The sequence below is a fragment of the Actinomyces oris genome, from assembly GCF_001937665.1.
Lineage (GTDB): Bacteria > Actinomycetota > Actinomycetes > Actinomycetales > Actinomycetaceae > Actinomyces > Actinomyces stomatis.
The window spans coordinates 121,732-134,070 of sequence record NZ_MSKL01000005.1 but is presented as its reverse complement, the minus strand read 5'-3'; the positions used below and the strand labels follow the sequence as shown (position 1 = coordinate 134,070).

The window sequence follows — 12,339 nt, the reverse complement described above, 5'->3', positions numbered from 1 at the left end:
GGGGCTATGGCGCAGTTGGTAGCGCGCTTCCATGGCATGGAAGAGGTCGGGGGTTCGAATCCCCCTAGCTCCACGATCCTCTCGGAATGAACCCGAGTGGGACACCCGTGAAGGGGCTATGGCGCAGTTGGTAGCGCGCTTCCATGGCATGGAAGAGGTCGGGGGTTCGAATCCCCCTAGCTCCACAAAGACACCGATCAGGCCCCGCCGTCCAGGCGAGGGCCATTTTGTTCCCCTGCTTGCCGCTGGAGTATGCGGCACAATGCGGGTATGGCTACCGCTGTGCTGGTCAAGGCTCTGGGCGCCTTCTTCGCGATCATGAACCCCTTTGTCAACCTGCCCCTGTTCCTGAGCCTCACCCAGGAACAGGATGCTGCGACCCAGCGGCGCACAGCAGTTCGTACAACGATCTCCTCCACCATCATGTGCGCCGTCGTCCTGCTCCTCGGTGCGACGATCCTGAGATTCTTCGGCATCGGCGTCGACGATTTCCGGATCGCAGGCGGAATCGTCCTGCTCATCATCTCCTTGTCCATGCTCAATGGCAGTGGCTCCAGCGCTCACGAGGGGAGTACGCAGGAGAAGGAGCAGCGCAACGTCGTTGCTGGTGGTGGGAACGACGTCGCCTTCTACCCCATGACCTTCCCCATCCTCGTGGGTCCAGGAACGATCGCAACCATCATCGTCATCCAGTCCCAGGCTCGAGGCTTGGGTGGGCATGCGGCGGTTGCGGCTGCACTGGCGGCCGTCCTCGTAGCGCTCGGGATCGTCCTCTACTTCTCAGCCAGCATCGGTGCTCGCCTGTCCATGACGATGCGCACCATCATGACCCGCCTCATGGGTATGATCCTGGCCTCGATCGCGGTGCAGATGATCGTTGTCGGGATCCAGCACCTCTTCCCTGGGCTGGCTCGCTGAGACACGCTCCACGTGCGGGTTTCCGTCAGGAACTGGCCCCTCAGGGACTCTGAGGGTAGCCTCACCTTCAGATGTTGCCGGGAGCACCCCGCCCCCGCATGTGGCAACACGGTAGGAAGGTAAGCGTGTGACGTCCGTTCAGGTCCCCGACATCATGCAGCGTGCCCGGCGCATGGCCAGGCGTCTCCTGGCCGGCAGTGGGAGTGCCGCTGTGACGGCCTACCGCATCGACCCATCCGCGCCGGCTGCCTTCGTCGCTCATGCCATGCGGGCCGATGGTCGGATCCTCGTCGCCGCCTGCCCGCCCGAAGGTACCCCGCTGGCCATCGCGCCCGACGACGTCGCCGTCGACATCCGGCTCGACGTCACTCTCGATGCCGCTGAACCCGGTGTTCGCATTACGGCCGCCACCGCTCATCTGCTCGGGAACCTGACTTGGATCGAGGGTGAGGACCGTGCCCTGGTCCTCGCCTCCTCTCGGGCCTCCGCCTGCCACTGCGCCATCGTCGGCGAGGATCCCCTCGAGCGGGTCCGAGAGATCGCCTCGGGACCTGGTGGGCGGCTGGGTGTCATCACCTGTGAACGGGTCATGCTTCACTGCGTCTCCGGGGTCTCCAGCCACGACATTGAGGAGATCCTCGATATCGACTCGGCCGATGCCGGCGCAGTGCCTTCAGCCTCCTGGAGCCCTCAGGAGATCATGGACGCCCATGAGGCGGTCAGCGCTGTTGGTCAGCTGGGGCTGCGGGCCGTGTGTGAGGCCGTGCGCGAGGGTCAGATGCCTGGATGGATCTGCTCCTCCCGCCCCGCCGTCGGGGTGTGCCCCACTTTGTGGGACCGGACCCTGTGCGTCGACGTCGACGCCCACGGAGTCACCCTCATGTCCATCACCGGGGAAGAGGTCACCACTCTGGTGGTCTCCTTCCCGCAGGCCCTGACCGAGGCCGCAGAGGTCGGGCCGGTTCTCGAGCGGCTCGCCTCCCAGGCCCTCCCGCAGCGCCTGGCCCGTCCCTGAGCGGTATGCCTCGGTTGTGGTTCTGAACGTTCCGGTCGCAGAGACCGGAACAGGGGATACCACCGTGCGGTGGTATCCCCCGTTTGGCCCCCAGCCGCTCGAGCTGGAGAGCCTTCCGGTCAGCGAACCTCGTAGGTCTTGCAGGAGGCGGTGTCGCCGCCGACGGTCACGGCCTCGGCCGTGCACATGAGGTCCTTGTTGTGGACGCACTCGAGGCGCTGGCAGGCCCCCACGTGGCCCTCGGCCACCGGCAGGCCGCCGCGGGCGTCGAGGCTGATGAAGGTGTCGCAGGCCGGTGCGCCGTTGTCGCCGCCGACGGTGATGGCGAAGGCGGTGCAGCCACCGTTGTTGAAGGCGCAGGAGGTGGTGGTGCAGGAGGAGATCTTGGTGACGGACATGATGCTTTTCCTTTCGAGCGGATGTGCGCTGTGGACATGAATAACGTAAATCCGCATCCGCCCACCGGCAACGAAGGGCAGCCTGCCCTGCTTCGAGCCGCATCAAGAAACGTTGAAATTCCGCCATTTCGGTGCTTCGTGTCGGGCTGTTTCCGCCCGTTGGAGGCCCTTGGGAACGGGAGGGGTTGTGTGCTGTCGGTTTTCGTTATTCCTCCCAGGTAAGGCAGTCCTGCTCGGATGCGGCCGAGGATCTGCCGCGGTGCGCAGGGCGCTACGTCAAAGGCGGGGCGGGCTGCGCCCACCCCGCCTCAGGAGAAGGGGAGTTGCCACCTTCCGGGTCACCCGGAGGGCCGGGTGTCCCGGAAGACCTCGCGTGGATCAGCTGTGGGCGGCCGCCACGGCCAGGCGCAGAGAGTCCGCGAAACGTGTCTCGCGCTCGGCGGCGCTCATGTCGCCGGAGTGATCCAGCAGGTGGTCGGAGACGGTCAGAATCGCCAGTGCCTGCTTGTCGTACTCGGCAGCGACCCCGTAGAGGGCTGCGGCCTCCATCTCCACTCCCAGGACCCCGTGCCTTGCCAGCGCCTCGGTCTGCCCCTCGGGGGTGAAGTAGAAGTGGTCCCGTGACATGACTGTGCCCAGGTGGACTGTTCCATCGACCTGTCCCTGCTCGAGCAGTGAGGCCTCGTATGCGGCGGCTGCCAGTCGGAAGTCTGCGACCGCGCAGAAGTTGACGCCCGGGATGCGCAGCTGGTTCATGGAGGAATCCGTGTGGGCGCCGATGGCGATAATGACGTCGCCGACCTTGACCTTCGGGGAGAGGGCGCCGGCCGTGCCCACCCGAATGATCCGCTCCACTCCGAACTGGCTGAACAGCTCGGTGGCGTAGATCGTGAAGGACGGCTGGCCCATCCCTGAGCCCATGACGCTCAGCGGACTTCCGTTCACGGTCCCGGTGAAGCCCAGCATTCCGCGCACGTCGGTGACCAGGCGGGCGTCATCCATGAGGAGCTCGGCAATGCGCCGGGCCCGCTTGGGGTCGCCGGGCATGAGGACGGCGGGGGCGAAGTCTCCGGGCTCTGCGGCGATGTGAGGGGTGGCCATGAGGATCCTCTCGGGGTGGTGAGTCAGGTGTCGGCAGTGGTGTTCAGTGTGGCATGGATCGCGTGAGAAAAGACAGGATGCCGCCCCGATGGTCGTCCAAATCGTGGACGTCGGACGACACATCGTGGTCGCTGGGCTAGCGTCCAGCGACAAAAGGGCCTGCGACCGATCCGCAGGAAAAGGCGGCCCTTGAGCCGCCTTCGTTCGTCACATCACGGAAGGTGCTCATGACCTCCAAGACAGGGGAGAGCGAGTCTCTTCAGGCGCCCCCGCGAGAGCAGTGGAGCGGTCAGCTCGGCTTCCTCATCGCCGCCATCGGCTCGGCGATCGGGCTGGGCAACATCTGGCGCTTCCCGGGCGTGGCCTATACCAATGGCGGCGGCGCCTTCATCGTCCCCTACGTCATCGCACTGCTGGCGGCCGGGCTGCCGATCCTCTTCCTCGACTACGCCCTGGGGCACCGCTTCCGCGGTTCCCCGCCGGCGGTCTTCCGGCGCCTGTCCACCAAGCTCGAGTGGCTGGGATGGTTCCAGGTCTTCATCTGCTTCGTCATCATGACCTACTACGCAGTGGTCGTGGCCTGGTCCCTGCGCTACATGCTCTTCTCGGTCAACATCGCCTGGGGCGACGATGCGGGCGGCTTCTTCCAGCACTACATCGGTGTGGACCGGCTCGGGGAGGGAGTCAGGTACTCCCCGGAGATCGTCATGGGCGTGGCCCTCCCGCTGCTGTTCGTGTGGGGCTTCGGTCTGGTGGTGACCGCACTGGGAGTCAGCGGGGGCGTGGAGAAGGCCAACAAGATTTTCCTGCCGTTGCTGGTCCTCATGTTCGCCGGCCTCGTGGTGCGCGCCCTCATGCTCCCGGGCGCGGGGGAGGGACTCAATGCGCTGTTCACGCCCAAGTGGTCCGCCCTGTTGGACTACCAGGTGTGGATGGCGGCCTTCGGACAGATCTTCTTCTCCCTGTCGGTGGGATTCGGCATCATGCTCACCTACGCCTCCTACCTCCAGCGGCGCCGCTCCAACCTCGTGGGAACCGGCCTCGTGGCGGGCTTCGCCAACTCCTCCTTCGAGCTGTTCGCGGGCATCGGCGTCTTCGCGACCCTCGGCTTCATGGCGCACACGCAGCATGTCGGGATCAGCGAGATGAAGATCACCGGGCCCTCTCTGTCCTTCGTCACCTTCCCCACCGTCATCGCCCAGATGCCCGGCGGCGCGTTCTTCGGGGTGCTCTTCTTCGCCTCCTTCTCCATGGCGGGACTGACCTCTTTCATCTCCATCATCCAGGTGGTGGCGGCCGGCGTGGGGGAGAAGCTCAACCTGACACCGAAGAAGGCCTCCCTCGTCGTCGGCGTCCCAGCCGCCGTCCTGTCCTTCGTCCTGTTCGCCACCAGCTCGGGCCTGCCGGATCTCGACGTCGTGGACGCCTTCATCAACAACATCGGCGTGGTCGCCTCGGCCATCATCATGTGTGTGGTGGTCGCCTGGGTCCTGCGGCGCGCCAGGCTGCTTCAGGACCACCTCAATGCCGTCTCCGAGTCCCGGATGATCGGCCTGTGGTGGCGGGCACTCGTCGGTGTCGTCGTCCCCGTCCTGCTGGGTTACATGTTCGTCCAGACCCTGTGGACGTATCTGTCCGAAGGATATGAGTCGGAGGCCTACTCCAGCGGCTTCGTCATGGTCTTCGGATGGGGGATGCTGCTGGTGGTCGCCCTGTGCAGCGCCGTCATGAGCCTCATCCCCTGGAAGACCCCGGTGGATGAGTTCGAGGCCCTCAAGCTGGAGGCCGATCCCCAGGAGGAGGACTGAGATGACCGGAATCGCCGTGCTCATCATGTTGCTTGCCATCGTCATCATCTGGGGTGGTCTGGCGGTGTCCATCACCGCACTCATCTCACGCGGACGCCGCGAGGACCGTGATGCCCGGGCCGAGGCCTCGGCGCGGGCCCGTGAGCACATGCTCAACCCAGAGCAGGCCGACTGATCAGCGTGGTCCACTGAGATCGTCTGGCGAGATCCACTGAAAAGAGAGACTGACTCCACCACCCGTCTGGGGCCCGGTTCGGCCGGTTTCCAGACGGGTGGGACACAATACGCCTATGACTCAGACTGATGTGAGCCCCCGGGTGCTGCCCCGTCTGGTGGCCTTCGACCTCGACGACACGCTGGCGCCCTCGAAGTCGGCCATGCCACCTGCCATGGCCACAGCGCTCAGGCGGCTGCTCGACGTCGTCCCTGTCTGCATCATCTCCGGGGGACAGGTGGGGCAGTTCCGCGACCAGGTCCTGGCCCACCTCGACGCCGACGCCGACGAGCTCTCCCGGCTCCACCTCATGCCCACCTGCGGAACGCGCTACTACACCTACGACCCCTCCCGTGCCGAGCGCGACGAGGACGCCTGGATGCTGGTCTACGCCAACGACCTCACTCCTGAGCAGATCCGCACCGGTTTCGAGATCGTTGAGGCCCAGGCCCGCCGCCTCGGCCTGTGGGAGGAACGGACCTGGGGGGAGATCCTGGAGGACCGCGGCAGCCAGATCACCTTCTCCGCCCTGGGGCAGGAGGCCCCTCTGGACGCCAAACGCGCGTGGGACCCCACGGGTGAGAAGAAGGCCGCCCTACGAGACGCCGTCGCCCCCCTCCTGCCGGACCTGGAGGTCCGCTCGGGTGGCTCCACGAGCGTCGACATCACTCTCAAGGGAGTCGACAAGGCCTACGGCATGAGGCGCTTGGCAGAAGTCACCGGCATCGCCTTGGAGGAGATGATCTTCGTCGGTGACCGCCTGGACCCGGAGGGAAACGACTACCCCGTCAAGGCTCTGGGCGTGCCCTGTCAAGCCGTGAGCGGCTGGCAGGACACCGTCGCCTACGTCACCTCCCTGGCGAGTCTTATCGCCTCTCAGACGCATGGTGGTGAGGACCCCGCCTCCCAGGTCGCGCTGGGTGCTCGTCTCTGAGGTGAGCCGTGGTACGGACATCTTCAGACTCTGACACCGATGCCGGCACCGGCATCACCGAACGATCAGGAGACATGTGGGACGATCTGCTGACGGCCGTGCGACGCAGCTGCGCCCTGGTCGTGACGCTGGTGCTGTCACCGCGCATCTGGTGGCGTCGTCGTCGCCCCGGTACCCGCACGGCGATCAGTGCGGCGGCATTGATCCTGGTCTCCAGCACGGTCTCCCTCCTGCTGGGGCTGTCCACGGCGACGGCCTCGACGCCGGTCGGCCCGCATGAGGCGACCTGGTCGACAACGCTGGACTCCACCGTCACGCTGGATCTCGGGCCGTTGGGGACCGCTTCGATGGAGTCCCCTGCCGGAATCCTTGGCGTCAAGGTGGTCCTGGGGGAGATCCCGGGTGACCCGACACCCGATACGGCCAATGCGGCCAGTGTGGGGCAGTCCCTGTCCTCCGATGCGACCTCCTACCTCTCACTGGTCTCCCACCCCGATCTGACGATCCGGCAGGGTCTCTACGGACTGGCCGGCGACGCCCTGCGTCGGGCCGGGGTCGTCGAGGCGATCTTCCTGTGCTGTGCGGCCGCCTGGCGCCTGGCGCCGACCAAGCCCTGGCGCGAGACCGTCCGAGCCGGCGTCTCGCACCGCTGGGCGACGACTGTCGCGGTCTCCGCGACCGTGGCCACCGTGACCTCCCTCCTGGTACCGGCCATGCGCACGGCCACCTCGCCCGGCTCCACCCTGTCCGTGCTGGAGGGGACCCCGCTGGCCCAGGCCCGCTTCTCAGGACGCATCGCCGACGTCGTCACCGCCTACGGTCCCAAGGCGCGTACCTTCGTGGAGACCAATAAGGGCTTCTACGCCAAGGCGGACACCAACCTACGGGCGGCCTGGAAGGCCGCCGAGCAGACTGAGGGGCTGGTGGACGTCACCGCCGTCGATGGGAAGGTGAACACCGAGGACCTGCAGGCCCGGGTCGAGGCGTCCTCCGCGAAGACCCTGGTGAAGGCCGCCCCCAAGCCGGAGGCCGGCGCCGCCCCGCAGCCGTCTGAGAGCCCGAGCGCCACCGCGACGCCCTCGATCTCGGTGACGGGAGCCCGATCAGTGCCCGAGCGCGGACGCAAGACGGCCGTGCTCACTACGGACCTGCACTGCAACCTCGACGTCATCGCCTTCTCCGGGGTCCTCGACCAGCTCTCGGGTGCCGATGTCCACATGGACGACGGCGACCTGACCATGACCGGCTCGGATCCCGAGCGGGTGTGCGTCGACGCGTTGACCCAGGCGGTCCCGAGCTCGACGAAGAAGGTCGCCACGATCGGCAACCACGACTCCGACGCCACCGCCGCCCGCCTGCGCTCCCAGGGATGGACCGTCACCGACGGCTCGGTCCAGACGGTCGCCGGAATTACCGTCCTGGGTCACGACGACGCCGAGCGCACGACGGCGGCGGGTACCAAGCCCCGCAGTGGCGAGACCACCGAGAAGATCGCCTCCCGTCTGGCCGAGGTCAGCTGCGGGGGCACGCCGGTCGACGTCGTCCTCATCCACCAGCCCGCCACCTTCGACACGCTCACGAAGGAGGGCTGCGCGCCGCTGCTCCTGGCCGGGCACGTCCATGCAGAGCGGGGGATGACCACGGCGATCAGTCCCCGAACCGGTCGTCCCGTCACCGGGATCATCTCGGGCGCGGGCAAGGGCGGCACGTCACTGGGCTCGGTCACCGAGGACGCCTTCCTCCACGTCATGTCCTTCGACTCCACAGGAGCGCTGGTGGCCTGGCGTGCGGTCATCCTCCACTCCGACGCCTCGGTGACGGTGGGGGCCTGGAGATCCGTTCCCGGTGTCGCCCCGGGACAGACGACAGCCACGATGGCCTCGACCCCGAGTCCGTCGGCTTCGGCCACCCCGGTACCGACACCGACCGGGGCTCAGCAGGGCGCGAGATCTGAGGACGCCTCGCAGACGCAGGAGGAGGGGGCCGAGCCCCAGGGGGAGACCGATCTTTCGGACGGGTAGGGCACAGGCGACCGTTGTGACATACGCTCTCGTCTTGATAGCCCCACGACGCCCAGAAGAACTGTGACGCACCACCGCGGTGAGGAGACTGACGATGTCGCGCATGCCCACAGATGCCGAGATCGATGAGATGAGCGAGGAGGAGCTGGAGGCCTACCTGGGCTCCGCCCCCGCTCAGGAGCTCGACCGGCGCACCCGTCGTGATGCCGACGACGACTCGGGCGAGCGCCCTGCCTGGATGCGACGCTCCGGAGCCGAGCGGGGATTCGGCTGGCTGCTCACCGTGTGCGCGCTCATCGGGATCCTCGCCTGCTGGGAGCTCATCAGCGCCCAGCTCGACCTGCTGCGCAACCCGGACGCGGAGCTCGTCTGCGACGTCAGCCCCCTGGTGTCCTGCGGCGACTCCCTCAACGTGTGGCAGGGCAACCTGCTGGGGGTGCCGAACTCCTTCGTCGGGGCCATCGCCTTCGGGGCCCTGGCCGCCATCGGCCTGGTCCTGCTCAGCGGCGCGCGCCTGCCGCGCTGGATGTGGTGGGGGCTCAGCGCCGGCAGCCTCGGCGGGATCGCCTTCGTCATCTGGTTCCTGTCCGTCTCCATCATGACCTTCGGCAAGCTCTGCCCCTTCTGCATGGTCATCTGGTCCATCACCATCCCGGTGGCCGCCCACTCGTGGGCCTGGGCCGCGGCCGGCGGGCACCTGGGGCTGCGCGACAACCTGGCGCTCGACATCCTCAAGGCCCGCTGGTGGATCATGGCGGCGATGTACCTGGCGGTTGTCCTCACCATCGTCATCGCCTTCGGCGGCCAGCTGGCGAGGCTCTTCGGGTGACTGCGCCCATGGAGCAGCGGGCCCCGACCGGCTCCGGTGGGAAGCCCTCGGTGACGGGGGACTCGACCGTCACACAGGACTACCTCAAGGTCGTGTGGGCCGCCTGCGAGTGGGGCGGCGCGGGCGCCTCCGTCACCGGACTGGCCAAACGCATGGAGGTGGCCCCCTCGACCGCCTCGGAGAACGTGGCTCGTCTCGTGGAGGAGGGGCTGCTCGTCCACGAGCCCTACAAGGCCGTCACCCTCTCCGAGGAGGGAAGACGCCGCGCCATGGGCATGATCCGCCGCCATCGCATCCTGGAGACCTACCTGGTCACCCGGCTCGGCTTCGGCTGGGACGAGGTGCACGCCGAGGCCGAGGAGCTCGAGCACGCCGTCTCCGAGCGGCTGCTGGAACGGCTCGACGCGGTCCTGGGACACCCCACTCGTGATCCGCACGGGGACCCGATCCCTACGGCGGACGGCCGCCTCATCGTGCCCGACCTGGTGGGCCTGGAGACCCTGCCCGTGGGCTCCGACGGCGTCGTCGGACGGATCCAGGACGACGCCGAGACGCTGCGCCGCCTGAGGCGGGCCGGTATCGGGCTGGACAGCCGGGTGCGGATCCGTGATCGCGGCACCGTGGCACCGGCGGTGGAGGGAGGTGGCCGCCGTCGGGCGACCGTCATCACCCTGCTGGATACCGAGGGTCCACACGGCGCAGTGCCCGAGGGCGCTCCCGAGGCCGTCATCCCCGACGGCTCCCTGTGGCTGCTGGCCTGACTCGGGACCGGGCCTGGACGGAACCGGGCGCGGCTGGGGGAGAATGGGGCCATGAGCACGATTTTCACCAAGATCATTGGGGGAGAGATCCCCGGCCGTTTCGTGTGGGCGGACGAGATCTGCGTCGCCTTCGCCACCATTGAGCCGCACACCGACGGGCACGTCCTCGTGGTCCCGCGGCTCGAGGTTGACTCCTACGTGGACGCGCCCGATGACGTGGTGGCGCACCTGGCCGTGGTCGCCAAGCGCATCGGCGCCACGCAGGTGCGCGTCTTCGAGGTGCCCCGGGCCGGGCTCGTCGTGGCCGGCTACGGCGTTGACCACCTGCACCTCCATGTGCTGCCGATCCGCTGTGAGGAGGACTTGTCCTTCTCCTCGGCCCGCCACCCCGAGGCCTCCGAGCTCGACGCCGCCATGGAGCGCCTGCGGGCCGGCCTCGTCGAGGACGGCTGGGGCGAGTTCGTGCCCACGCATATGGACAACCCTGTGGTGTGATGACGCTCTGAATTGACGTCCTCTTTGAAGAGGACGTCGGTGTCGAGAGTCCGATGCGACTGCGTATCCCAGGACCTGTGTCGGTCAGTCAATCTCCGTTGATGAATCAAGTGAGAAGTACTGGAGATCGGGCTGCCCCGACATCGTTGGCCGGGGTAGCCCGACAGTGCTGCTGAGGTTATCTGGACAGACTTGTGATGACGGGTCCGTTGATTGCAACGGTGGTGTGTAGGCTTGTGGTTCCTGGGTGGTTTCCGGGAGATGCTCCTCAAGTTTCTTCAATGAGGCTGCGTAGAGGGTGGATTGCGGTCGGGGTCACTGCTTCTGTGTACGGAGCTCTCATGGTCCTGCTCATCGATCCCGGAGAGCTGTCATTCGTTCTGCCTGGCTGGGTGGGGCCTGGTGCAGTTATGATGGTGATTGCTGGTTTGTCTGTTGGTGGTTGGTGTGAGGAGGTCGGGTACAGGGGGGGGTGATGTACCGAGCAATGGCCGAGAGGTGTCACCCCTGGCTGTGTGTCATCGTTAACGGCGCCTTCTTCGGTCTGTGGGAGTGGAGTATACGGTGGGGTCATGCTTGATGTGGTTCTTGGCGACGGCCCTGAGTGCAGTGATGGCGTACATTATTGGTCTGAGGGCGGATATTGGAGATTTTGCTGCTGCACGTCAACCCAAGATTGGGATGAGGAGTGAATAGGGGGCGACTTATGGTGTCGCTCGATTTCTGAGACTCGTCACGACCTGTGGAAGCGACGTGACGCCGTCGGAGGCCAGGAAATGCCCCGCGCCTGGAACGGTGACGATGTCGGCACTGATCTCGGTGGCGAATCTCCACGAAGCCGCCTGAGGGACGAGCGGGTCGTTGTCGGAGTGAATGACTGTGGTGGGTCCCAGAAACGGGCGCAGCTCACCGGGGCTCGCGCCGTCGAGAAAGCCGTTCAGTCCAGTGACGAGGAAATGGTCGAGCTCCGCCTCTCCCGTCGGTGGAAGCTGCTGCGCGAAAGGCGTGACGGCGATGAAGGCCGCCAGGTGCCGACCGTCGCCGTTCATCGGTGAGCCGCACGCGATGACTCGCTCGATCGCCCGCAGTGCGGTCAGGCCGCCAAGACTGTGCGTCACGATTGCGAGCCCCGCCAGCCCGTCCGGTGACGTCCCGATCCTCTCGGCGATGGTCGACGCCCAGGACGAGGCCTCCTGGGTCTCCGGATGAGGGAGCTGCGGCACCTCGACATGGCGGACGGTTCGCGCGAGCCACGGAAACCAGTGGTCGTCAGGCCCCGCCCCGAAGCCGTGGACGAGAATGACTCTGTCGATCCCGTCGAGTCCGTTAAAGGGGCGATGTTCTGTAACGTGATCCATGCCCCTGGACGGTAGACATTGACACTATTGGCAAGGTCAAGTGGAAGCTGCTCACCGGAAAGGATCTCCTCGTGCGCATCGGAGAGTTCGCCCGACAGGCGGGCGTCAGCCCCCGCTCCCTGAGACACTACGAGGAGGCCGGTCTGCTCGTGCCCGAACGGACCTCGGCCGGCTACCGGGACTACCGCCCCGAGGATCTCGACGTCGTCGCACGCATCCGGCCGATCCTGGCCACCGGCCTCGGTGTTACCGCCGCCCGTCGCTACCTGGACTGCGTCGAGATCACCGGCGACAACCGAGCCGTCGCGATCACCATGTGCCCCGGCCTGCGCCGCGAGCTCGACGCCGTTGAGGAGCGGATCAACCGGCACCGTAGCCGACTGGCACGCGAGCAGGGCGCCCTCAACCGCTTCAAGGCCATGGCCGGCGAGTGAGCCCGAGTGGAACAAGGAGCCAGGCGGGGGGGGGGGGGGGGAAACCCCCCGGC

At 66.8% G+C, this 12,339-nt stretch carries 13 protein-coding genes and 2 tRNA genes; 12 read left to right on the top strand and 3 right to left on the bottom strand.

Features of this window, described 5'->3' with window-relative positions; translation table 11 throughout:
- The 4 genes from BKH28_RS01920 to BKH28_RS01905 all read left to right on the top strand — a co-directional run bounded on the left by BKH28_RS01920 (position 1) and on the right by BKH28_RS01905 (position 1,933).
- Positions 1 to 73: transfer RNA gene (locus tag BKH28_RS01920), tRNA-Ala, on the top strand.
- A gap of 39 nt (positions 74 to 112) precedes the next feature.
- Positions 113 to 185: transfer RNA gene (locus tag BKH28_RS01915), tRNA-Ala, on the top strand.
- 85 nt (positions 186 to 270) lie between these two features.
- On the top strand, positions 271 to 918 hold the full coding sequence (locus BKH28_RS01910) for a MarC family protein (protein WP_075417247.1): 648 nt from the start codon (positions 271 to 273) through the stop codon (positions 916 to 918).
- A 127-nt stretch (positions 919 to 1,045) separates the two neighbouring features.
- A complete protein-coding gene (locus BKH28_RS01905) occupies positions 1,046 to 1,933 on the top strand; it encodes a hypothetical protein (protein ID WP_075417246.1) in 888 nt (295 codons plus the stop codon).
- A 119-nt stretch (positions 1,934 to 2,052) separates the two neighbouring features.
- Here the strand turns inward: BKH28_RS01905 and BKH28_RS01900 are convergent, their stop codons facing one another.
- Both BKH28_RS01900 and deoD read right to left on the bottom strand, forming a co-directional pair.
- Entirely contained in the window at positions 2,053 to 2,331 is a 279-nt protein-coding gene (locus BKH28_RS01900; RefSeq protein ID WP_075417245.1) for a DUF1540 domain-containing protein, read from the bottom strand.
- Positions 2,332 to 2,709: 378 nt separating this feature from the next.
- A complete protein-coding gene (deoD, locus tag BKH28_RS01895) occupies positions 2,710 to 3,432 on the bottom strand; it encodes a purine-nucleoside phosphorylase (RefSeq protein ID WP_075417244.1) in 723 nt (240 codons plus the stop codon).
- A gap of 227 nt (positions 3,433 to 3,659) precedes the next feature.
- On the opposite strand from deoD, the gene BKH28_RS01890 reads away from it, so the two are divergent.
- The 7 genes from BKH28_RS01890 to BKH28_RS01860 all read left to right on the top strand — a co-directional run bounded on the left by BKH28_RS01890 (position 3,660) and on the right by BKH28_RS01860 (position 10,494).
- The gene (locus BKH28_RS01890; protein WP_075417243.1) at positions 3,660 to 5,240 is read left to right on the top strand and encodes a sodium-dependent transporter; all 1,581 of its coding nucleotides are present in this window, start codon (positions 3,660 to 3,662) and stop codon (positions 5,238 to 5,240) included.
- A gap of 1 nt (position 5,241) precedes the next feature.
- A complete protein-coding gene (locus BKH28_RS01885) occupies positions 5,242 to 5,415 on the top strand; it encodes a methionine/alanine import family NSS transporter small subunit (RefSeq protein ID WP_075417242.1) in 174 nt (57 codons plus the stop codon).
- Positions 5,416 to 5,530: 115 nt separating this feature from the next.
- On the top strand, positions 5,531 to 6,388 hold the full coding sequence (locus BKH28_RS01880) for an HAD hydrolase family protein (protein ID WP_075417241.1): 858 nt from the start codon (positions 5,531 to 5,533) through the stop codon (positions 6,386 to 6,388).
- Positions 6,389 to 6,396: 8 nt separating this feature from the next.
- Positions 6,397 to 8,409 carry a metallophosphoesterase family protein gene (locus BKH28_RS01875; RefSeq protein ID WP_075417240.1) on the top strand — a complete coding sequence of 671 codons (2,013 nt, stop codon included), beginning with the start codon at positions 6,397 to 6,399 and terminating at the stop codon, positions 8,407 to 8,409.
- A 94-nt stretch (positions 8,410 to 8,503) separates the two neighbouring features.
- Complete coding sequence (locus tag BKH28_RS01870) at positions 8,504 to 9,238, top strand: vitamin K epoxide reductase family protein (RefSeq protein ID WP_075417239.1); 735 nt, start codon at positions 8,504 to 8,506, stop codon at positions 9,236 to 9,238.
- Positions 9,239 to 9,246: 8 nt separating this feature from the next.
- Positions 9,247 to 9,999, top strand: coding sequence for a metal-dependent transcriptional regulator (locus BKH28_RS01865; RefSeq protein ID WP_075417238.1), 753 nt, complete (start codon positions 9,247 to 9,249; stop codon positions 9,997 to 9,999).
- 51 nt (positions 10,000 to 10,050) lie between these two features.
- Positions 10,051 to 10,494, top strand: a complete 444-nt coding sequence (locus BKH28_RS01860) for an HIT family protein (protein ID WP_075417237.1) — start codon at positions 10,051 to 10,053, stop codon at positions 10,492 to 10,494.
- 704 nt (positions 10,495 to 11,198) lie between these two features.
- On the opposite strand, the gene BKH28_RS01855 is transcribed toward BKH28_RS01860, so the two are convergent.
- Positions 11,199 to 11,852 carry an RBBP9/YdeN family alpha/beta hydrolase gene (locus BKH28_RS01855; protein ID WP_075417236.1) on the bottom strand — a complete coding sequence of 218 codons (654 nt, stop codon included), beginning with the start codon at positions 11,850 to 11,852 and terminating at the stop codon, positions 11,199 to 11,201.
- 71 nt (positions 11,853 to 11,923) lie between these two features.
- Here BKH28_RS01855 and BKH28_RS01850 point away from each other — a divergent pair, with 71 nt between their 5' ends.
- Complete coding sequence (locus tag BKH28_RS01850; RefSeq protein WP_075417235.1) at positions 11,924 to 12,286, top strand: MerR family transcriptional regulator; 363 nt, start codon at positions 11,924 to 11,926, stop codon at positions 12,284 to 12,286.
- Positions 12,287 to 12,339: the final 53 nt, after the last annotated feature.

What these genes read in the sequence shown, in the direction of transcription:
- BKH28_RS01900 (WP_075417245.1), bottom strand. Translation starts at nt 2,331, where the DNA reads ATGTCCGTCACCAAGATCTCCTCCTGCACCACCACCTCCTGCGCCTTC.
- BKH28_RS01860 (WP_075417237.1), top strand. Translation starts at nt 10,051, where the DNA reads ATGAGCACGATTTTCACCAAGATCATTGGGGGAGAGATCCCCGGCCGT.
- BKH28_RS01910 (WP_075417247.1), top strand. Translation starts at nt 271, where the DNA reads ATGGCTACCGCTGTGCTGGTCAAGGCTCTGGGCGCCTTCTTCGCGATC.
- BKH28_RS01880 (WP_075417241.1), top strand. Translation starts at nt 5,531, where the DNA reads ATGACTCAGACTGATGTGAGCCCCCGGGTGCTGCCCCGTCTGGTGGCC.
- BKH28_RS01855 (WP_075417236.1), bottom strand. Translation starts at nt 11,852, where the DNA reads ATGGATCACGTTACAGAACATCGCCCCTTTAACGGACTCGACGGGATC.
- BKH28_RS01890 (WP_075417243.1), top strand. Translation starts at nt 3,660, where the DNA reads ATGACCTCCAAGACAGGGGAGAGCGAGTCTCTTCAGGCGCCCCCGCGA.
- BKH28_RS01865 (WP_075417238.1), top strand. Translation starts at nt 9,247, where the DNA reads ATGGAGCAGCGGGCCCCGACCGGCTCCGGTGGGAAGCCCTCGGTGACG.
- deoD (WP_075417244.1), bottom strand. Translation starts at nt 3,432, where the DNA reads ATGGCCACCCCTCACATCGCCGCAGAGCCCGGAGACTTCGCCCCCGCC.
- BKH28_RS01885 (WP_075417242.1), top strand. Translation starts at nt 5,242, where the DNA reads ATGACCGGAATCGCCGTGCTCATCATGTTGCTTGCCATCGTCATCATC.
- BKH28_RS01870 (WP_075417239.1), top strand. Translation starts at nt 8,504, where the DNA reads ATGTCGCGCATGCCCACAGATGCCGAGATCGATGAGATGAGCGAGGAG.